The 22,543-nt window shown below is 38.3% G+C and carries 14 protein-coding genes; 12 read left to right on the top strand and 2 right to left on the bottom strand.

Annotated features, from left to right (window positions below; all coding sequences use genetic code 11):
- Positions 1-699 precede the first annotated feature (699 nt).
- Genes pdhA through lpdA form a run of 4 tightly spaced genes read left to right on the top strand, consistent with a single transcriptional unit; the run spans position 700 to position 5,861 of the window.
- Positions 700-1,809 (top strand): pyruvate dehydrogenase (acetyl-transferring) E1 component subunit alpha, encoded by a 1,110-nt coding sequence (gene pdhA / locus LI951_RS11260; RefSeq protein WP_202067397.1) that lies wholly within the window; start codon positions 700-702, stop codon positions 1,807-1,809.
- A 2-nt stretch (positions 1,810-1,811) separates the two neighbouring features.
- Entirely contained in the window at positions 1,812-2,789 is a 978-nt protein-coding gene (locus tag LI951_RS11255) for an alpha-ketoacid dehydrogenase subunit beta (protein WP_202067396.1), read from the top strand.
- A 26-nt stretch (positions 2,790-2,815) separates the two neighbouring features.
- Positions 2,816-4,447: a dihydrolipoyllysine-residue acetyltransferase gene (locus tag LI951_RS11250; RefSeq protein WP_229442245.1), complete on the top strand. Its 1,632-nt coding sequence runs from the start codon at positions 2,816-2,818 to the stop codon at positions 4,445-4,447.
- A 7-nt stretch (positions 4,448-4,454) separates the two neighbouring features.
- Complete coding sequence (gene lpdA, locus LI951_RS11245) at positions 4,455-5,861, top strand: dihydrolipoyl dehydrogenase (protein WP_229442244.1); 1,407 nt, start codon at positions 4,455-4,457, stop codon at positions 5,859-5,861.
- Between the two features lie 115 nt (positions 5,862-5,976).
- Here the strand turns inward: lpdA and LI951_RS11240 are convergent, their stop codons facing one another.
- Both LI951_RS11240 and LI951_RS11235 read right to left on the bottom strand, forming a co-directional pair.
- Positions 5,977-6,405, bottom strand: a complete 429-nt coding sequence (locus LI951_RS11240) for a helix-turn-helix domain-containing protein (protein ID WP_202067393.1) — start codon at positions 6,403-6,405, stop codon at positions 5,977-5,979.
- 445 nt (positions 6,406-6,850) lie between these two features.
- The gene (locus LI951_RS11235; protein ID WP_229442243.1) at positions 6,851-8,065 is read right to left on the bottom strand and encodes a YdcF family protein; all 1,215 of its coding nucleotides are present in this window, start codon (positions 8,063-8,065) and stop codon (positions 6,851-6,853) included.
- A gap of 228 nt (positions 8,066-8,293) precedes the next feature.
- Here LI951_RS11235 and LI951_RS11230 point away from each other — a divergent pair, with 228 nt between their 5' ends.
- The 8 genes from LI951_RS11230 to LI951_RS11195 all read left to right on the top strand — a co-directional run bounded on the left by LI951_RS11230 (position 8,294) and on the right by LI951_RS11195 (position 22,540).
- Complete coding sequence (locus LI951_RS11230; RefSeq protein ID WP_229442242.1) at positions 8,294-8,674, top strand: PH domain-containing protein; 381 nt, start codon at positions 8,294-8,296, stop codon at positions 8,672-8,674.
- Between the two features lie 470 nt (positions 8,675-9,144).
- Positions 9,145-11,841: an aconitate hydratase AcnA gene (gene acnA / locus LI951_RS11225; RefSeq protein WP_229442241.1), complete on the top strand. Its 2,697-nt coding sequence runs from the start codon at positions 9,145-9,147 to the stop codon at positions 11,839-11,841.
- A 22-nt stretch (positions 11,842-11,863) separates the two neighbouring features.
- Positions 11,864-13,012 (top strand): citrate/2-methylcitrate synthase, encoded by a 1,149-nt coding sequence (locus LI951_RS11220; protein ID WP_202067389.1) that lies wholly within the window; start codon positions 11,864-11,866, stop codon positions 13,010-13,012.
- Positions 13,009-14,289 (top strand): NADP-dependent isocitrate dehydrogenase, encoded by a 1,281-nt coding sequence (gene icd, locus LI951_RS11215; protein WP_229442239.1) that lies wholly within the window; start codon positions 13,009-13,011, stop codon positions 14,287-14,289. The genes LI951_RS11220 and icd overlap by 4 nt, the downstream gene beginning before the upstream one ends.
- A gap of 754 nt (positions 14,290-15,043) precedes the next feature.
- A complete protein-coding gene (locus tag LI951_RS11210; RefSeq protein WP_202067387.1) occupies positions 15,044-16,159 on the top strand; it encodes a tyrosine-type recombinase/integrase in 1,116 nt (371 codons plus the stop codon).
- A 499-nt stretch (positions 16,160-16,658) separates the two neighbouring features.
- Positions 16,659-17,387 carry a winged helix-turn-helix domain-containing protein gene (locus tag LI951_RS11205; RefSeq protein WP_229442237.1) on the top strand — a complete coding sequence of 243 codons (729 nt, stop codon included), beginning with the start codon at positions 16,659-16,661 and terminating at the stop codon, positions 17,385-17,387.
- A gap of 134 nt (positions 17,388-17,521) precedes the next feature.
- Positions 17,522-18,859, top strand: coding sequence for a pectate lyase-like adhesive domain-containing protein (locus LI951_RS11200; RefSeq protein ID WP_202067386.1), 1,338 nt, complete (start codon positions 17,522-17,524; stop codon positions 18,857-18,859).
- A 129-nt stretch (positions 18,860-18,988) separates the two neighbouring features.
- Positions 18,989-22,540 (top strand): MucBP domain-containing protein, encoded by a 3,552-nt coding sequence (locus LI951_RS11195; RefSeq protein WP_229442235.1) that lies wholly within the window; start codon positions 18,989-18,991, stop codon positions 22,538-22,540.
- Positions 22,541-22,543: the final 3 nt, after the last annotated feature.

Here is a 22,543-nt window from a genome sequence, read left to right as displayed (position 1 = left end):
AAGACTGGAACACCGTTTATTCGGTTTTAGGGATCTCAGACATACTTATGTCATAGTCCCTTTTTTGCTTTTAAAAACTATCTGAGACGGGGAGTAGCCCTTCATCTCAAAGGGGTTAAGTGATGTTATTTGTTTAATCGGCAAAATCCGAAGGTAATTCTGTCAATCCAAGGGATAAATTGATATTCCGTTCTATGATTTTTGTATAAGCCGCTAATACTTTCCTGCCTGAGGAATTTGAAAGACTACTTTAATAAGGATCACAAGTAATAGTTGAAAGACAATGTCAGAAATTTTGGAGAAATATAAAATAATTGATAAAAAACACTTGTTTTTGAAAAGGGTATCATTGGAAAGTTAAACAATGAGCAAGTACAATATAAGTATAAAGATATAACAGGCAGGCTTCTGTTATAATTTTTTGATATAAAACACTATAACAGGAGGTGAGAAAACTTAAAAACAGATTTGAAACAGAGAGGATGTATTTCAAACTTGTGATATTCATCACTAGTTACTGTTTTATAAGGGTTTTTCCTTTTAGAAATCTTTTTGAATTCATTGAGTTTATTTACTTGCTCTTTTTTGAAATAAATGATAATTTGTATACGTAGCAGAGAAAATGATACAGTTTTAAATGCTGTTTCATTTTTCTCTAAAATAAAAAAGAATTGTTAATAGAGAGGATTGTGTGACAAAATGGCAAACAAGAAAAAACCTATTGACTTTAATCAGCTAATGGATGAAGTCAACGCAGAGTTCCCGACTTACCAGGCACTGGATAAAGATGGGAAAGTTGTAAACAAAGAGCTGATTCCGGATTTATCAGATGAGGAATTAGTTGAATTAATGACACGCATGGTTTGGTCGAGAGTGCTGGATCAACGTTCAACTGCATTAAACCGTCAGGGACGTTTAGGATTCTACGCTCCAACAGCAGGACAGGAAGCAAGTCAATTGGCCAGTCATTTCGCTATGGAAAAAGAGGATTACCTGTTACCTGGATATCGTGATGTGCCGCAATTGGTTCAACATGGTCTTCCTTTAAAAGAAGCTTTCCTATGGTCAAGAGGACATGCCGGAGGAAATATGTACGCAGATGATCTGCATGCTATGCCTCCACAAATCATTATCGGTGCACAATACATTCAAGCAGCAGGCGTTGCTTTGGGTATGAAGAAACGCGGCAAAAAAAATGTTGTCTTCACTTATACTGGTGACGGCGGTTCTTCACAGGGAGATTTCTATGAAGCAATCAACTTTGCAGGAGCGTATCAGGCAAATGGCGTTTTCATCATTCAAAATAATGGTTTTGCGATTTCAACTCCTCGTGAAAAACAAACAGCGGCTAAAACGCTGGCACAAAAAGCAGTGGCAGCAGGAATTCCAGGTATCCAAGTAGATGGAATGGATCCTTTGGCTGTTTACACAGTTGCTAAGGAAGCACGTGACTGGGCAGCAGAAGGAAACGGCCCTGTCTTAATTGAAACATTAACTTACCGTTATGGTCCACATACATTGTCAGGGGATGACCCAACTCGTTACCGTTCAAAAGAAATGGACGATGAGTGGCAACAAAAAGATCCATTGATCCGTTTCCGTAATTATCTTACTGAAAAGGGATTATGGTCTGAAGAAAAAGAAGAACAAATTATTGAACAAACAAAAGAAGAAATTAAAACAGCAATTTCTGAAGCAGATAAAGTGGGCAAACAAAAAGTTTCTCATTTCCTGAAACATATGTTTGAAGTACAACCACAAAGTATTAAAGAACAAATTGCAATTTACGAAGCGAAGGAGTCGAAATAATCATGGCACAAAAAACAATGATTCAAGCTATTACTGATGCCCTAGCTCTTGAGTTAGAGAATGATGAAAACGTATTGGTTTTTGGTGAAGATGTTGGTAAAAACGGCGGTGTATTCCGTGCGACAGAAGGTTTACAGGAAAAATTCGGCGAAGATCGTGTATTTGATACGCCGTTAGCTGAGTCTGGTATTGGCGGATTGGCGTTTGGTCTTGCTTTGGAAGGATATCGTCCGGTTCCTGAAATTCAATTTTTCGGCTTTATTTTTGAAACAATGGATGCAGTAGTTGCTCAAATGGCTCGTACTCGTTATCGTATGAGCGGTACAAGAAATATCCCGGTAACTATTCGTTCACCATTTGGCGGAGGAGTACACACTCCCGAACTCCATTCTGATAATCTGGAAGGACTGATGGCTCAGTCACCGGGGTTACGTGTAGTTATTCCATCAAATCCATACGATGCAAAAGGGTTGCTGATTTCTTCAATCCGCAGTAATGACCCGGTTGTTTTCCTTGAACATATGAAATTGTACCGTTCTTTCCGTGAGGAAGTGCCGGATGAAGCATATGAAGTACCTTTGGACAAAGCAGCTGTTACCCGTGAAGGAAGCGATGTTTCTATCATTACTTACGGTGCCATGGTTCGTGAAGCAGTCAAAGCTGCTGAAACGCTTGAAAAAGAAAATATTTCTGTTGAAATTATCGATTTACGTACTGTAGCTCCTCTTGATATTGAAACAATTATTGCGTCTGTTGAAAAAACAGGCCGTGTGGTTGTCGTTCAGGAAGCGCAGAAACAGGCAGGCGTAGCTGCACAAGTTGTTTCTGAAATTTCAGAACGAGCTGTTCTTTCTCTACAAGCACCAATTGGCCGTGTATCAGCACCAGATACCATCTTCCCATTTGGTCAAGCGGAAAATATTTGGCTGCCTAATGCTTCTGATATTGAAGCAAAAGTGAAAGAAATCGTTGAATTTTAATTAGTAAAGAAGGGAAGAAAAAAACGATGGCTTATCAATTTAAACTACCGGATATCGGTGAAGGAATCGCTGAAGGTGAAATCGTAAAATGGTTTGTAAAAGCCGGCGATACAATTAATGAAGATGATACATTATTAGAAGTACAAAATGATAAATCAGTAGAAGAAATTCCGTCACCAGTGACAGGAACAGTGAAAAATATTGTTGTTCCCGAAGGCACAGTAGCCAATGTCGGTGATGTACTGGTCGAAATTGACGCACCGGGACATGAAGACAATGAAGGCAGCAGTGGAGCAGCCTCTCAGGAACAAACACCAGCACAGCCTGCAGCTCCGGCAGAATCATCTGGTTCAGGCGAAGGGGTCTTCCAATTCAAATTACCGGATATTGGTGAAGGAATTGCTGAAGGAGAAATCGTTAAGTGGTTTGTAAAAGCCGGCGATACAATTAATGAAGATGATACATTATTGGAAGTGCAAAATGACAAATCAGTAGAAGAAATTCCGTCACCAGTGACAGGAACAGTGAAAAACATTGTTGTTTCTGAAGGCACAATAGCCAATGTCGGCGATGTACTGGTTGAGATTGATGCACCGGGACATAATGCTGCACCAGCAAGTGTTCCTGCAACAGCCTCGACAGAATCTAAAACAGAAGCAGCGCCTGCAGCGTCTTCTGACGTTGTTACAGCTGCCGATCCTAATAAACGTGTATTGGCAATGCCTTCTGTTCGTCAATATGCCCGAGAAAAAGACGTAGATATTACACAAATTGCTGCAACAGGAAAAGGCGGACGTGTGGTCAAAGAGGACATCGACAACTTCTTGACTAATGGAGGTTCAGCGCCTGCGGTCTCAACTTCTGCAGCAGTAGAAGCAAACGCCGTGAAAGAAACAGCGGCACCAGCTGCAGCTCCGGTGAAACCTGCTCAACCATTTACTTCAAACTTGGGAGAAATGGAAACGCGTGAAGCGATGACACCAACACGTAAAGCAATTGCCAAAGCAATGGTCAACAGCAAGCATACAGCTCCTCATGTTACGCTGCATGATGAAGTGGAGGTATCTAAGCTGTGGGATCACCGCAAGAAGTTTAAAGATGTTGCTGCTGAAAATGGTACGAAGTTAACATTCCTGCCGTATGTTGTTAAAGCATTGACAGCAACAGCTCAAAAGTTCCCTGTCTTAAATGCATCAATTGATGATGCAAAGCAGGAAATTGTATACAAACATTATTTCAATATCGGTATTGCTACTGATACAGATCATGGCTTGTATGTACCAAATGTTAAAAACGCAAATACAAAGAGTATGTTTGCGATTGCTGATGAAATCAATGAAAAAGCAGCGCTTGCTCATGATGGTAAATTAGCAGCTCAGGATATGCGTGATGGATCAATTACAATCAGTAATATCGGTTCAGTCGGCGGCGGCTGGTTCACTCCAGTTATCAATTACCCTGAAGTAGCGATCTTGGGCGTGGGTACAATTGCTCAACAGCCTGTAGTGAATGCAGATGGAGAAATCGTTGTTGGACGCGTAATGAAATTGTCACTAAGCTTTGATCATCGAATCGTTGATGGAGCAACTGCTCAAAAAGCGATGAACAACATCAAACGTTTATTGGCTGACCCTGAATTACTTTTGATGGAAGGATGATTAACAAATGGTAGTAGGAGATTTTGCCATTGAATTAGATACAGTTGTAATCGGTGCGGGACCTGGCGGCTATGTAGCTGCCATCCGTGCTGCTGAAATGGGACAGAAAGTTGCCATCATTGAACGCGAGTTTATTGGCGGTGTCTGCTTGAATGTTGGATGTATTCCGTCCAAAGCGCTGATCGCAGCGGGTCACCATTATCAGGAATCACTGGACTCAACACTATTTGGTATTACCAGTGAAAATGTAAAACTTGATTTTACAAAAACACAGGAATGGAAAGACAATAAGGTCGTAAAGACATTGACTTCCGGTGTTGGTATGCTGTTGAAGAAACACAAAGTGGAAATTATTGAAGGCGAAGCATTCTTTGTAGACGATCATACCTTGCGTGTGATTCATCCTGATTCTGCTCAAACGTATTCTTTCAACAATGCGATTGTTGCTACAGGCTCTCGTCCGATAGAAATCCCGGGCTTTAAGTTTGGCGGGCGTGTACTGGACTCAACAGGCGGTTTGAACTTAAAAGAAGTTCCGAAAAAATTCGTGATTATCGGCGGCGGTGTTATCGGTGCTGAATTGGGCGGAGCATATGCAAACCTAGGTTCTGAAGTTACAATAATTGAAGGAACGCCTTCAATTTTACCAACATATGAAAAAGACATGGTTAAAATTGTGGTTGATGATTTCGAGAAAAAAGGCGTTAAGATTGTGACTTCTGCAATGGCGAAAGAAGCCATTGACAATGGTGACAGTGTGACTGTGAAATATGAAGTGGATGGAAAGGAAGAATCTGTCACTGCTGATTATGTAATGGTAACTGTAGGTCGTCGGGCAAACACTGAAGATTTGGGTCTTGAACAGGCTGGTGTTGAGATTGGCGAACGCGGCTTAATCAATGTTGATAAACAGGGCCGCACCAATGTATCAAACATTTTTGCAATTGGTGATATCGTACCGGGCGCTGCTCTTGCACACAAAGCAAGCTATGAAGCTAAAATTGCTGCAGAAGCAATTTCCGGTAAAAAAGTAGCCGTTGACTATAAAGCAATGCCGGCTGTGGCCTTTACAGATCCTGAATTGGCATCTGTTGGTATGACAGTGGCTGAAGCGAAAGAAGCTGGAATTGAAGCGAAAGGCTATAAATTCCCATTCGCAGGTAATGGGCGTGCTATTTCTTTAGGTAAAACAGAAGGATTTGTACGTCTGGTTACTACAGTAGAGGGAAATGTGATTATTGGCGCACAGATTGCCGGAGTAGGAGCAAGTGACATGATTTCTGAAATGGCACTGGCAGTAGAATCCGGTATGAATGCAGAAGATATTGCATTGACTATCCATCCTCACCCATCTCTAGGTGAAATTGTTATGGATGCTTCTGAATTGGCTTTAGGTTTGCCAATCCATATTTAAGCATATCATATAGTTTTGTCACACAGAAAAACCGAGCAAGCCAAGCTCGGTTTTTTATTTTTGCTCGGTTTCCAAATAAGCTTGGTTTACAAATTAGTGTTCAAAACTATAACAATCAACAAATAAACGTCTTCAACCCTTCCTCATAAAGCAGATCGTCAATTGCTTCGATTGATAAGTGATGCGTAATACCATAAATAATGACTGCGTCCCAAGGATGTTTTGGATACAGCTGGGCATAGCCGATTTGTTTAAAGAGCGTATTTGTCTCCTCTAATGTCAAATCCAGTCCGATTGTTATCGCAACTAATTTTTCTCTAGGCGGTTTACGTTTTCCGTCAAAGTACTGGTATCCTGTAGCCTCGGTGATTCCTGCATTTTTTAGGACGTTACTTTTAGAAATATTTTTCTTTTCAAGCCAGCTGTTTAAATAATTTTTTATTTCAACATCGACAGTATATGGCTTTGTTTCAGAAATGGCCGATTTGAAGCTTTTTGCATTTTTCAAAGAATGAAGCAGCTTATCTGTATCTTTTTCTTCCATTATTTCCCTCCTTTGTAGCAGGGTGTAGTTCATACTATTTTAGCTGTAAAATTATTTTCCTCGTAATTTCTTCGTATTAAAAGCAGAGAATATACAGGATGCTTTTAGCGGCAGTGTATTAAAAGCTGGAACAAGTGAATGTGGGGGTTCAGGTTATTTGGTCCGTAAATGCTCATCTCTGCCCAATTGTCTCAACCGGATACAACTGCCGAACCACAAAAAGAAATGCCTTGTTACTTCAGGCATTTCTCCAGATTTATAGCTGTATGTAAAAGAGGTTGTGACAGAAGTGTTCTGTCTCAAGAAATAAGTCGGACTATACGAAAATAGCTACTCATATTTTCAGTATAGTTCGACTTATTTCCGAAGAGACAGCTTCTGGAACACCGTTTATTCGGTTTTAGGGGACTTAGACATACTTATGTCACAGTCCCTTTTGCTTTATCTAAAATAAGGTAGTAGTTATAAACTGCAGCAGTGCCAGTAAGATTTCGAATACAGCAATCGTGGTACAGATAATCAAATGTCTTCTTTTTCTCATCATCACGACAGCAATGAATTCTCTTAAAAATGCATTGGGAAGGTAATAAAAAGCTGTTTTGGAGCCGATTCCGTCTGCTTTGATATTAGCCTTTCTGGCAAATAAACCAGCGCGAAACAAATGAAAATTATTTGTTGAGAAAATTGCATGATAATCTGTTCCTTGGAAATCTTTTTCCATGATTTCTTTTGAAAAAAGCATATTTTCAAGTGTGTTTGTTGAGTTTGTTTCTATTAAAATGTCACTTTCAGGAATGCCCAGATTAACAGCATAATTCTTCATGGCCACACTTTCTGCAAGCTGTTCATCATCGCCTTTGCCGCCTGACATTAGTAATTTCGGTGGTACCTCCGTCTGCTTTTTTTGTTTTTGGTAAAATTGAATGGCTTTTTCGATTCTGCTGCCGAGTAATGGGGAAACTCTTTTTCCTTCAATCAGACCGGCTCCAAGGACAATAATGTACTGTTGATTGTATTTTGGCCGGTTAAACTGATAAAGAATGGAGAGCGTTAGAAAATTATAGAATACAATAGCGAAATAGACCAAAATTACCGGTAAAATAGAAAATAGGGTAGCTGCCCAGTTTGGAAGAAAACGACCTGAAACATAGTTGAGTATAAGGAAAGCAGTTAGTCCAATTGCCAACAGAAAGGTCAGCAAATTACTCAGTGAATGCCCTTCGCGTTTCCGGACAACTATGGCATTCCAATACAGAAAAATAATCAGTGTATAGAGTCCAATCATAAGCAGCAGGAGGATCGGAACTAAAGCAGCGCCTAAAAGAATAATCAGCAGAGGACTTTCTGTACTGAACACCAGCAGGGTTAAATAGATTCCGATACTGATTAGAAACAAGTTGAACAGTAGACCGTTTGTCAGTCGTCTCTTCTCCTTTTTATAAGGTATAAAGAAGAACCAGAAAAAGGTAAAAGGGAGAATAATAAAATAAGTTCGATTACTGATTTCCAGTGAGAGCAAGTAGATGACAAAACAGCAGAGTGACCAGATAAATTCATACAACAACCAGTTTCTTTTTTTTCGATAGTTGCACCAGACAGGAATTAGCAGAACCCCCAAAAAGAAAAGAACAGCTAAAGAAACATTAAAATACATCATCATAATAAACAAACTCCTTTGGGTAGATTACACCTATTAGTATAGTAGAAAACTGATTTTAATGATAACAAAAATAACTTTTAGTTGTTATGGAGAGCCTTTTTGAAAAACTAGAATATTAGTAACGAACATTTAACAAATAGATATGTTATCTGATTGTGATAAAAGTAGTTTTGTCGGATGCTGGAGAATTTGATATAATTCAGACAATAGCAATAAGGAGGAATATTAATGGGCTTATTCAGTGGATTAATCGGTAATGCCTCAACCCATTCCAATGAGAAGGTTGAGGAAAAGCTAAAAAAATTTTTGGTACCTGGAGAACAGGTGGAACTTGCATTCAAACTGATTCGGGATTTGGTCGTTTTTACAGATAAACGGCTGATCTTAGTGGATAAACAGGGCATGACAGGTAAAAAATCGGAATATAAATCGATTCCCTATCGATCCATTTCACGTTTCTCAGTGGAAACTTCTGGACATTTTGATTTAGATTCAGAATTAAATATTTGGATTTCAAGCGGGATGGAACCGGTTGAAGTACTGCAATTTGGGAAAGATAAGAATGTACTTGAGGTGCAAAGAGCTTTGGCAGCAGCAGCATTAAGATAGTTGATTTAGTTTATTTGAAGCTGATCCGTTTGAGAGAAAAGCTTTGTGACAGCAGCAAAAACAACTGTAGTTTCTTATATTGAAGAGGGGAAAATGATTTTTTTGAGAATCATTTTCCCTTCTTTTTTACTGTTTTAATCAAAAATGAGTAAAAAACATCTAAATGATACAAAAACCTTCATTATTTCATCTTTTGCATAGCCATTATATAAGCATGTCATATTCTCAACGTAGTAAAAAAACAAACAGGATTCTAAATAGATAGTCATTCTAATCGAAATTTCATAAAATGAAGAAAAATAAATAACTGAAATATTTATAAAAAAGTCTGACATCTGCCTGTAAAGTCGGTGTTATATAGTACCATAAGATCTTGCGTAAAAGTGTTTACATTTTAAAAAGAAGTGGTTATAATTACTAACATTAGAAAATGATGAAAAAAAGAAAGGGTAGAAAGAGGTGGGTGGTCAATGAGTAATCAAACAAGAAAGACATTTGAAAAAAATGGTCACACGTATCATTACTTTGCACTGGATTCTTTGAATAAGATTATGGATGTGACGATTACTTCACTGCCATATAGTATTAGAGTACTGCTGGAAAATCTTATCCGTCAGGAAAACGGTCGCGAAGTGACAGAAGTACATATTAAAAATCTGGCATCGTGGAATGCATCAGGTAAAAATACGGGAGAAGTTCCTTTTAAACCAGCTCGAGTTATTTTGCAGGATTTTACGGGAGTGCCGGCAATTGTTGATTTGGCAGCTTTGCGGGAAACCTATGCCAAATTTGGTGGAGATCCTCAACATATCAATCCGGAAATACCTGTTGATTTAGTCATTGATCATTCTGTTCAGGTAGATGTTGCCGGAACGAAATTTGCGTTGGAGCGGAATATGAAAATGGAATTTCAGCGAAATGAAGAACGTTATCGTTTCCTGAATTGGGCACAGAAAGCATTTGATAATTATCGTGTAGTGCCGCCTGCAACAGGGATTGTCCATCAGGTGAATATCGAATATTTAGCAGATGTGGTTGCTCAAAAGGAAATAGATGAGAAAAATACGCTGATTTATCCAGATACACTGGTTGGAACGGACTCTCATACTACTATGGTTAACGGCTTGGGTGTACTGGGCTGGGGTGTTGGAGGGATTGAAGCGGAAGCCTGTATGCTTGGCGAACCCTCTTATTTCCCGATACCGGAAGTTGTAGGGGTTCAGTTGACCGGACATTTGCCGGAAGGAGCTACTGCAACAGATTTGGCATTAAAGGTTACGCAAGTGCTTAGGGAAACCAAAGTGGTTGGGAAATTTGTTGAATTTTTTGGTTCGGGTTTGGAATCATTGTCTTTGGCAGATCGTGCGACAGTTGCAAATATGGCACCGGAATATGGTGCAACCTGCGGCTTTTTCCCTGTAGATGATGAGACAATTCGCTATTTGAAGCTTACTGGGAGAGACACAAAAGGAATTGCCGTCACAGAGGAATATTTAAAGAGAAATAACCTCTATTATTCAGCAGAGGATCAAATTTCCTATACTCAAGTGGTCAGCATTTCATTAAATGAGATACAAGCAAATCTGGCAGGACCCAGAAGACCGCAGGATTTAATACCGTTGGCAGAGATGAAAGAAGCTTTTAGCAATGAATATAAAGCAAAAGAAGATATGGATACATCAAATAGTTCTGAAAAAAGATCGGTTCCCGTAGTACTGGATGGCAAAGAGTACGAGCTGGAAAATGGTGCAGTAGCTATCGCAGCGATTACCTCTTGTACAAACACATCCAATCCTCATGTTATGTTAAGTGCCGGATTATTGGCTAAGAAGGCTGTAGAACGAGGCTTGACTGTTCCAGCTTATGTCAAGGCTTCTCTGGCTCCTGGTTCCAAGGTGGTAACTGCGTATCTGGAAAATTCAGGACTTCTTCCTTATTTGGAAAAATTAGGCTTTTATGTTGTCGGTTACGGCTGTACAACTTGTATCGGAAATTCAGGAAATCTGAGAGAAGAAATAGAAGATATGATGGCTGAGGAGGAACTGCTGCTTGCTGGTGTATTAAGTGGAAATCGAAATTTTGAGGGGCGTATACACCCTTTGGTAAAGGCTAATTATCTGGCTTCACCCCCGTTAGTAGTACTTTATGCACTGGCGGGAACCGTGGATATCGACATGATGAATGAACCGTTGGGGGTAGATACTACAGGCAAACCTGTTTACTTAAATGATATTTGGCCGACTGATGAAGAAATTCAACAATGCATTGATTCATGGGTAACTCCGGACTTATACCAGCTTCATTATCAGCAAGTTTTTAATAATAATGAAGAATGGAATAACATTGAGTCTGTCGACACTCCATTATATACATGGGAAGAGGACTCTACGTATATTGCGAATCCTCCATACTTTGAAGGAATGGAAATTGAAAAGGAAAGTGTTCCTTCATTGAATAATCTGGCCGTTTTGGCTAAGTTTGGCGATTCTGTCACGACTGATCATATTTCTCCAGCTGGAAATATACAAAAAAACAGTCCTGCCGGGCAATATCTGTCCGAGCAGGGAGTGGAACTCAGGGATTTTAATTCTTATGGCTCTCGTCGGGGGCATCATGAAGTTATGATGCGTGGAACTTTGGCCAATATTCGTATACACAACCAATTAATTCCGGAAATTGAGGGCGGCTTTACCCGATATTTTCCAACAGATGAAGTATTACCCATTTATGATGCTGCAATGAATTACAAGAAGGATGGAACAGGAACAATTATTCTTGCAGGAGAGGACTATGGAATGGGCTCGTCTAGAGACTGGGCTGCAAAAGGGGTTCAGCTGCTGGGTGTCCGTGTGGTCATTGCCAAAAGCTATGAACGGATTCATCGGTCGAATCTGGTTATGATGGGGATACTGCCATTACAGTTTAAACTCGGTGAAGATGCTGAGACTTTGGGACTGACTGGCAAGGAACGTTTTGATATTCAGCTTCCCAATCGGATTGTTACTGGAACTGAGGCTAGTATTACTGCTTATGGAGAGGCTGAAGAAAAGATTCAGTTCACTGCGATTGTTCGTTTTGATTCTGCAGTGGATGTCAGCTACTATCAGAATGGTGGGATTTTGCCGATGGTCATCCGTAAAAAGCTGGCGAAAGAAGTCACTGTATAATAGAAGATAAGGAGGAACTCACATGCAGGTTCATAGAGGTTTGGACGGTGTCGTCGTTTCTGAAACAAAAATCAGTGCTATTGTTGATAATCAATTACTGTTTGCAGGCTATAACATTGATGAATTAGTTGCAAAGGAAATTCTTTTTGAAGAAGTCATTTACTTACTCTGGTATTTACAGGCTCCAACTATGGAAGAACTGGAGAAATTCAAGGAAGATTTATATGCTCAGATGCCTATTTCTGATACGATTATTACTTGTTTAAAGATTCAAACACATGAAAACCTTCATCCGATGAGTGTACTCCGATCAACAATTTCTCTGTTAGGTGTTTTTGATCCGGATGCAGAGGAGACAAGTCAGGAGGCTGTTTATCGTCAGAGCGTATCTATTCAAGCCAAGATACCGACAATTGTAGCAGCTTACTCAAGACTGAGGAGAGGTCTGGATCCAATATCACCTAAACAGGATGGAACAGAGCTTGCGGCGAATTTTCTATATATGCTCACAGGTGAGGAACCTGAGGAAATGCAGATAAAAGGGATGAATGAGGCATTGGTGCTTCATGCAGATCATGATTTTAATGCCAGTACGTTTACTGCAAGAGTCTGCTCTTCGACACTTTCAGATGTTTACTCCTGTATTACTGCTGCAATTGGTTCATTGAAAGGTCCGCTGCATGGCGGAGCAAATGAAAAAGTATTTGATATGCTGACAGAAATTGCGGCAGGAGACTTATCTGTTGAAGATCATCTGGATCAAAAGCTGGATCGGAAAGAAAAAGTTATGGGCTTTGGACATCGTGTATACAAGGTGGAGGATCCGAGGAAGAAGCATTTGAAAAGACTGGCACAGGAACTGACTACAGCGACAGGTCGTCAGCAATGGTATTTTCTATCCTGCCAGATTGAACAGTATTTAAAATATAAAAAAGGATTAATACCAAATGTGGATTTTTATTCTGCAACTGTATATCATTGCCTGAATATCGATAGTGATTTGTTTACACTATTATTTGCAATGAGCAGAGTTTCCGGCTGGTTGGGGCATGTCTCAGAGCAAAAGATTGAAGACTGTCTGATACGGCCAAGATCTCTTTATGTTGGAGAAACACACAGACATTATCCGGTGAATTCGGGAATAATGAGACAAGGAGGAATGGAAGCTTGAGTGAGGGACAAAAAATTGGAATGAAACAGGGAAATTTAATAGTATCTGATCACCCCATTATTCCTTTTATTGAAGGTGATGGGATTGGACCTGAAATTTGGGCAGCCAGTCGTGCAGTTTTTGATGCCGCTGTTCAGAAAGTATATCATGGAAAAAGAAAAGTACAATGGCAGGAGCTGCTGGCAGGAGAAAAAGCATTTAATACAACAGGAAGCTGGCTGCCGGAAGAGACACTTGAAACACTTCGTACTCATCTTGCAGCAATAAAGGGGCCATTGACGACCCCTGTTGGCGGAGGATTTCGCTCTTTAAATGTGACTTTGCGTCAGGAACTGGATCTTTACATTTGTTATCGCCCGATCCGCTACTTTGAAGGAGTTCCTTCTCCAATGAAGCATCCTGAACATACAGATATGATGATTTTTCGGGAAAATACGGAAGATATCTATACTGGAATTGAGTTTCCTTCAGGCAGCCCGGAAGCTGAAAAACTAATTGCTTTCCTGAAAAATGAACTTGGCAGTAACAAGATTCGTTTCCCAAATACATCGGCTATTGGGATTAAGCCTGTTTCGAAGGAAGGGACCGTCCGTTTGGTGCGTGGAGCAATTGAGCAGGCAATTAAACAAAAAAGAAAATCGGTCACGTTGGTTCATAAAGGGAATATTATGAAGTTTACAGAAGGCGGATTTAAGCAGTGGGGCTATGAATTGGCTGAAGAAGAATTTTCTGAGCAAACGTTTACTTGGAAGAACTATCTGCAAATTAAAGAAGTACATGGGAAAGAACAAGCAGACGAAGCTTTGGAAACAGCACAAAAACAAGGGAAAATTATTATAAAAGATCGTATTGCTGATATTTTTCTACAGGAAATTCTATTGCACCCTAAAGAATATGATGTAATAGCAACCCTCAACCTTAATGGGGATTATGTTTCTGATGCGTTGGCGGCTCAGGTTGGAGGAATAGGTATTGCGCCAGGAGCAAATATGAACCTTCAAACAGGACATGCTATCTTTGAGGCAACTCATGGAACAGCACCTGAATACGCTGGGCTGGATCAATTAAATCCCTCTTCTCTACTACTGTCAGGCGCTCTCCTTTTTGAGTATATAGGCTGGAATGAAGTCAGTGAAGAGATTATCGCAAGTATCGAAAAAGCGATCATTGCAAAGACTGTAACAAAAGATTTTGCTGATCAAATAAGAAATGCCACCCAGTTGAAATGCTCTGAATTTAGTCAAGAGCTGATTCGGCTTATTCAGGAGAAAAACTAAAACTAAGGATAGGTACAAAAAAGAAACCAGGATTTGAATTCGTAGTACTATCCGAGAGCTAGATTTTGGTCTAACTCTCGGATAGACGGTTCAATAGTCCTGGTTTCTTTTATGAGAAATTATGATAGGCATGTATTATTTTTTACTGAAATAAAAAAACTATGAAGAAGTGAAATATTCGGATGAAGCCATCATTTTTTTGTTTATCCATTAAAAAAATGAGAGTTTATTTCCTGAGAGAAAGCTATTTTGTAAAACAAACGAATTATTTTAGTTTATTATTCAGTATTTTTATTAAATAGAAATAGAACGAGTAAAAAAAACTTTTGTTAAAGAGTGTTTCGGGTTACAAAAATTTAGTGATTTTAAATTTTTTTATTAAAAGTATGAAATGAGACATAGACATAGAGGAACGAGTGTTATATCATTGTTTTAAAGGGTTTGTTATCAAATTATATGTTATTTTTTCTTATATGATGCAGTTAAAAGAAAAAATGTAAAAAATAATAATTCGGCACCCACTTTTCTATTCAATTATTCATTCATTTTAACTTAAGAGCAAGGATTAGTCTACACTAAAAATATATTTTTGAGAATAATTTCAAATGTTTTTGGTAAGAAATGATATGTTTGGAGATGTCATGTGAAAAAACATTTTTTAAAATCCATATTTAGAAAATAACACTGAAATTTTATACATATTTTTAAGCCGTCAAATAAGCCGTCATTTTTTTGTCGAAAGGGATGTTATTTTATGAGCAGAAGAGGAGAAAATATTTATAAGAGAAAAGATGGACGGTGGGAAGGTCGTTACATCAAAGCACGAGATGAACGAGGGAAAATAGTCTATGGTTATGTTTACGGCAGGAAATATACTGTTGTTAAGCAAAGATTGGCTGAGATGAAGGTTCAATATGTTGCAAGTTACGGTAGTTTAAAGATTTACGAAGGAACACTGGAACAATGGCTGTGGTATTGGTTGAATGGTCCAATGAGAGGCCGTATTAAAATATCCACTTATCTAAATTATAGATTGAGAATTGAAAAATATATTTTACCTTTTTTAGGACAGAAAAAGCTTATCCAAATTCAAACCCGCCATATACAGGAATTTATCTATTTTTTGGAAGGCACAAACATCTCCAGCTCCTCTATTCGCGCAATACTAACGGTGTTGAAAAGCGCATTGAAGCAGGCAGTTGTTGAGAACCAGCTGTTGATTAATCCGTGTCTTAATATCAGCTTTAAGAAAAGTGAAAGTGAGGATGTTAAGGCTTTGTCAAAGAGTATTCAGACAAAAATTGAGGAAGCTGCATTGAAGGAAAAGCGCTGCTCTGCGGCTATTCTTTCGCTTTACACAGGCATGCGGATAGGAGAGATCAGTGGTTTAAGGTGGTCTGATATCGATTTTGAAGAAAATAGACTATATGTTAGTCGAACCATCTACAGAATTATTAATGCTGATGGAGAGCAGAAGACTCAGATTGTTATTGACGAGCCGAAAACAGCTTCTTCCAAGCGGGTTATTCCAATAGCACATAATTTGAAAAGATATTTAATGGAAAAACGAAAGGAAAGTGATTCAGAGTATGTTGTTTCCTGTAAGAGCAGTTTTGCTGAACCGAGAGTAATCAGCTATCGGTTTAAAAGGCTGCTGTCTGCAATAGGAATGACTTCTATTCATTTTCATATGTTGAGACATACTTTTGCGACCCGATGTGTAGAAAGTGGAGTAGATATCGTCACGATCAGTAAGCTATTAGGGCATTCATCTACAAAAATGACGTTAGATATCTATGCAGACTCCTTATGGGAGAATCGAATGCAGGCAATAACATTAATGGATCGACGGTTGGAAATGGCAGATTAGGCAATTGTATAAATCTGAAAATAATTAAACTAGAAAGAGAGGTTGTGACAGAAGTGTTCTGTCTCAAGAAATAAGTCGGACTATACGAAAATAGCTACTCATATTTTCAGTATAGTTCGACTTATTTCCGAAGAGACAGCTTCTGGAACACCGTTTATTCGGTTTTAGGGGACTTAGACATACTTATGTCACAGTCCCTCTTTTTTTTTAGTCTTTTAAGTCGTCAAATAATGGTCAAACTTGTTATTTTTTATTGTACAGGCAAGCTTGGAAAGAACTTTTCTTTTAACTGCATCATAAAAGAAAAAGAAGATTTATCCATATTAAAGAACGTCACGTTTTTGACCACTTAATTCTCATATTGCTAACCGTCAAATAAGCCATATGAAACAAGGCACCCACTATTTTGTTCATTATAACGTAAAAGGTTCAATTTGTAGAGCCAAACGGTTGTAAGAATAAATTCAAATACTTTTTTTGAGATTGAGGAGGAGATAAGATGCATCAGATTGGATATTTGGTGTCAAATAATCAAAAAAGTGGGTACATCGATAGTATTTTGGATAACCAATTGTATAAGTTTCGGAAACTCGATGAAGAAGAATTTTCTGATCTTTCTTCATTAGAAGGGATTGTTTTGGAAGAAACAAGTGCTACGGATGTCAGTTGGGTGTGTAATTTGCTAATGAAGATTAGAGAAAAATCAGACGTGCTCGTCTGGGTCTTGTCTCCTAATACTGCAGTTCCGAAAACAATGAGAATTGTTTATTTACAGTTAGGTGCTGATGGTGTTGTAGACAGTTCCAACGATTTGGATGAGTTTAGTCTTATTGTAAAAAATGCACTTGAACGACATAAAATGATGGAATTTTCTACTATAGAAGGAACGCAAATAATCAATGAAAGTGATTCAGTCAGTAGGAAAAAGAATGAAGCAGAAACCAATTTTGAACTGCTGCCTAAGAACTTGAGTGTGCGCCTGAAGGATGGAAAAGAAATTGATTTGACAAAGCTTGAGTTTATGACAATTCAGTATTTACATAAACATGCGAAAGAAACAGTAACTTATGAAGAGCTTTATGAGAATGTTTGGAAAGAAAGCGGAAAGCTTTGCAAGTATCGCGTCAGCAACATGATCTTCCACCTGAGAAGAAAAATCGAAACCGATGAAAAAGATCCTAAATACATAAAAAATGTGCGGTCAATGGGCTATAAACTGGTTATTTAGGGAAAAGGGGGGATTGGGATGTGTATAACGAACGATGAAATTTGCCGCGAAACTGGCTAATTGATCAAAAATGGAAGGAGGAATACTTTTCAGTTTCAGGCAAAAAACACAGGGAAATATAGGAGGAAATTATTTTGAAAAAGGCAAGAATTTTAAAGCACGGGCTTCTGACATTGGCAACAGTTGCGGCAATCAGTGCAGTTACTTTTGGTGCAGCGCCAGGCACGCCATTGGAAGCCCAAACAGTTGAAGCAGCTGCATCAGGTACAGTTGAAGTATCGACATTTGCTCAATTTGAATCTGCGTTAAAGGATGTAAATACTAAAGTAATCATTGTTACACAAAGTATTGCATTCAACAAAAATGTTACTCATATTCCAAACCGTGACGTAGAAATTCGTGGTAGAAAAGGGCAGGGGGTAGTAATTAATTCTGGACACTTCTCTATTTATGGAAAGCAAAATACAAAAGGGAAAAATACTTTAACTATTAAAAATGCTCGTATTATTGGAGATAGCGGTAATGGACGGTTCTTCACTGGTGGAGCAGGAAATGGTCCTTTAAGCTATGGATGGGATGTTGTAGCTCAAAATGTTAACTATGATGGTGCTCGTTTTGTTCATTTAAGTGAAGGGAAATTAACATTCTCAGGAACAAATGTAATCAATACTAGAGCTGAAAATGCTTGGGTTCATGATTTGGAGTTTGAAGCAGGGTCCACTTATACAGGAATTGCGGCAAATAAAGATCATTCTCAATTCTCAGCATTCTATTTCAATGGTTCATTAGTAAATTGCAAAGCAAACGGAGAAGTAAAAATTGGTGACGGAGCAACTGTAAATGTGAAGATTGGCCCTCAAAGTAATGTGAATTACTATTATCCAGTATTCTACGATAAAGTTCACAAGGTTGATGTTGGTGTAGGAGCTACATTAGATGTAGATGCTGCAGGGACAGCGTTTGGATTTATCCCACGTGCTAACTATGTAAACAAAGCACCTTCATTGAACTTGGCAAGCGGAGCAAAAGCATACTTTAACGGACGTGGCGGTGGAAATTATCCTGCTGTTTACTTCCAATACTATGGAGCTCAATTGAATATGGAACCTGATTCTGAATTTGTAGCAACAGGAAACAGCACAATAGGTACATTCCGCAGCGAATATAAAGGTGCGGTTATCAACTTAAATGCACCTGCAAATTTTGAAGTTACCAATAAGAAAGCTGGGGCAAAGCTTTTCTATTCGACAGATACAACGATTAATGCGACAGGAGTAAACGACATTTATACTTGGACACAAGTTGGTGGAGAATATTTGGATGCACCATCTTCAACATTTAGTGGTGGAGAATTTGCTATAAACTTCGGAAAAATTTGTAATAGTAAAACACTTTCAGTAACTGGCGACTTATCACAACAGTTCAAAATGGAAAACTATGGAAAAATTTCTTTACAAGGTTCACTATTTTAGAAGGTAAACAAGATAAAATTAGCTGTGTCTCAAAGTTATCTATTTGAAGTAATTTACTGTCTTTTTAATTTTCAGACACAGCTTTATAAGTAATTAGATTGACAATTAATAGAAGAAAGGAGGGAAATTATGAAAAATAAGACATTAAAGTTAGGAGCTGGACTAATTACCATGGTTGGACTTGTTTTGTCAGGAATTTTATATTTCAGGGCAAACAGTACAATAAATGCAGCTCCAATTACTTTTCCAGAAGGATATTCAGCATTTGATCAAACGAATACTCCACTGGTAAATATTCTTAAAGGGAATAGTACGGACCCTGATGGAAATATTGTAGAAGTACCAGGAGAATATGGGACGGTTTTTAGACTTTCAGATAACACTTCTTATGAAGTTGAGGGGAATACAGACTATGTGGTTAGCCAAACAGTTGTTAGGGTTGGTGAGTCAGCTATTCCTACTAATACAAAGTATTATCGTTTTAAGCCATTTAGTTCAACATTACCTATTAATGAAAAACCTTCTGTAAAAATAAAAAATGCTGGTATATATAATGGCAGATCAATTGATTTAAAACTGGTAATGGATCAAATTGATATTACAGCTGAATATGTAAATTTTATTGCTGTGGATCCAGCTGATGCTGAGCTAACAAATTCAGATGCAGCAATGCCTGTATCTTCAAGCTCAGCTCCTAATTGGGGAAAGTTATTTCTTTTTTTAGGAAGCGGAAACCAAACTTCATCCGGTAATAAAAATATTTTGAATAACAAATATTCTCAAGGTGATAGTTTTGATTATCATTATGAATTTTACGATAGTGAGACTAATGCCCGGATTGATCAATTTAAAGGTACTTGGAATTTCCTTAATATTAATAAACAAAAAGCAGTATCTGTTGAGCATTCCAATCTGACTGATTTTAGTGATATCTATATTCGGGAATATGATACCACTTCAAATAACTTTATTGGTATAAAAAAATCTACTAAAAATGGCGAGAGCAATCCAGATTTTATTGAACTGTATGCGGGTGGAACATCTTTGCTGACGCCAAATACTAAGTTAACAAAATTAGTCAAAGGCAGCGAAATAAATATGTCTGTTCAATTTAAAAATGATACTTCAGGTGCGATGGGTATTACGTATGACTCCAATTCTTTAGTAAGAATTGCTCCTTCTCGACCTATTGTCTATGGTGATCGAAATAGCATTTCGAATGGTAATAATGGATATATGGATTTACAATATACCATTCGCCAAGGAACTTCCCCAAATATGTTTGATGCAGCTAATGGTATAGATAACCGAAATGATAAGTTTGAAGTTCAGTCTGAAGTTCCAGACTATTATGATGTAGATCAAAATGCTACAAAGGTTTATAACTATTCAACTGGAGCTGATGTAACTGATCTTTTTACTATTGAAGCAACGGGTAACAAGGTCAGAGTTATTGCAAAAAATCCAAAAAGTGATGAGTTTGATGGTGAAGTATTTGATATCAAAGTTGTGGCCAAGCCTAATTTATCATTTGATTTTGAAGCAAACAAGGATTTTTATGGTTATCAGTATTCTGGTGAAAATAATGGATACATGACGAACTTTGAAATGGGCGGTACCAAGACACAAACAGTTTACAGTTATTCAACAAAAACTGAGGTTGCATTGATTTCTCTTACGCCTGAAGAACAAGTTGATTTGGGCCGTGACAGAGAAAGTCAATCACAAGTCCGTTATGACGGCATACCGTATGCTGATGCAAGAGAAGATATTCTTTATCCAAAAGGAACTAAATTTGCTGCATTGACAGAGAGCCAAATTCTTTCATCTTTAATAAAAAATGTTCATACCGATACAGGAAATACAATCTTGGATGAGCCTGTCAGCGTATCTGTTGATATTTCAAGATTACCGGATACAACTGTACCAGGAGAAGAAGTAACAGTTTATGTTATCTTGACGACTCCGCAGGGTGTAACTAAAGAAGTACCTGTAAAAGTGGCAATTGGTGAAACACAGGCTGATGTAACTGTTCATTTTGTGGATGATCAGAATCAGACAATACGTACATCTATTTCAATTACTGGAGAAATGATTGGTCAATTTGTTGACTTGACTCAAAAAGCAGAAGTTTTAGCTGCGATTGAGGAAATAAAAGCTCTGGGTTATGATGTTCAATCTCGTCCGCCAAATGAAACGGCTGTTGAAGTGCTTTCTGGCGGTTCAGCAGCTGCATATGTGTTTGTTCGTTCAGCAGCAGCATTGACTATAAACTTTGTTGATGAAACTGGAGAAGTTGCGACACCTGTGGTTATTCCGGGTAAAGTAGCTGACAAGATTGATTTGACACAAGAATCAGATGTTACAGACCAATTAACTGCATTAACAGATGCTGGTTATGATATTATTCAACGTCCAGGTACTGAAGATGCAGTGGAAATTACTGTTGGCGGAAGAACAGTTGAATATGTTCTGAAGAAAGCAGATGCAACTGTAAAAGTAAGCTTCATCTTTGCTGCTGATTTCAGTGATTTGAAGACTCCGATTATTTTAAATAAAAAAGTAGGAGATATTGTTGATTTGACAGCTGAATCATCAATCAGCAATATGGTCGCTATCATAGAGAGTGAAGGGTATACGGTCATTTCAAGACCATCAAATGAAACAGCTCTCACTGTGGCAAGAGGCGAAAATGCTGTGAGTTATACATTTGTGATAGCAGAAGCTGTTCTTAAAGTTCGCTTTGTAGATGAGCAGGATGCAGATATCCGACCAGCAGTAGATTTGTCCAAATCAATTGGTGACAGTGTTGACTTGACGCTGGAACAAACAGTCTTGGATGCAATCACTAGTTTGGAGACAAATGGTTATGACATCATCACAAGACCATCAAATGAAACAGGCGTTGAAGTTGTCAGCGGCGGTTCAGAAGTGAAATATGTTCTGGAAAAAGCTAAAAGTACCGTCATTGTAGAATTTGTTTATTTGTCCAGAAATGACACCTATAAAGCGGTTCCTGATGTATCTTCTGTTACTTTATCAGACAGAGAAGTAGGGAAAACAATCAATCTGACACAGGAAAGCAGTGTGATTACAGCGATTTCTACAATCATTTCTAAAGGCAGGTTCACATTGTCAGATTCAAATCGTCCAAGTGATGAATCTGCTGTATTGGTAGAACGAACACCTAAAACAGTGCGATATATCTTTGTTGGGTTGTTAAAATTGGAATCAGTTCCAACACTGGACTTCCGTACACAGTCTATTAAAGTAACAGATGAAGTAAAAGTAAATGATCCTAGTCTGATTGATAATGAAAACTATACTGAGTCTGATTATGTTGACAATAAGGATAAACTGATTATTTCAGATTATCGCTATAGTGAACGTAGTTGGACATTGTCAGTGAAATTAATATCACCTTTGCTTCCTGATGAGGCAAATCCTGATGAAGCCTATGTATTGCCTGATGCGATTCGTTATCAAACAGGTAATAATGAACTAACCATTACTGAAGATTTAGAAGAGATTGTGACTGAATCATATGAAGGTGAATATGATCTCAGCTCAACATGGACACCGGAAGGAACAGGCTTTAAATTGGAATTGCCGGCAGGGTCAGTAAATAAACTCGGAAAGTATAAAGCAACCATGCTTTATTACTTGGAAAATACACCATAAACG

It is taken from the genome of Enterococcus sp. BWT-B8, from assembly GCF_020567625.1.
Classification (GTDB): Bacteria; Bacillota; Bacilli; order Lactobacillales; family Enterococcaceae; genus Enterococcus_L.
Note: the sequence above shows the minus strand (reverse complement) of the source record. Positions and strands in the feature narration are given on the sequence as shown.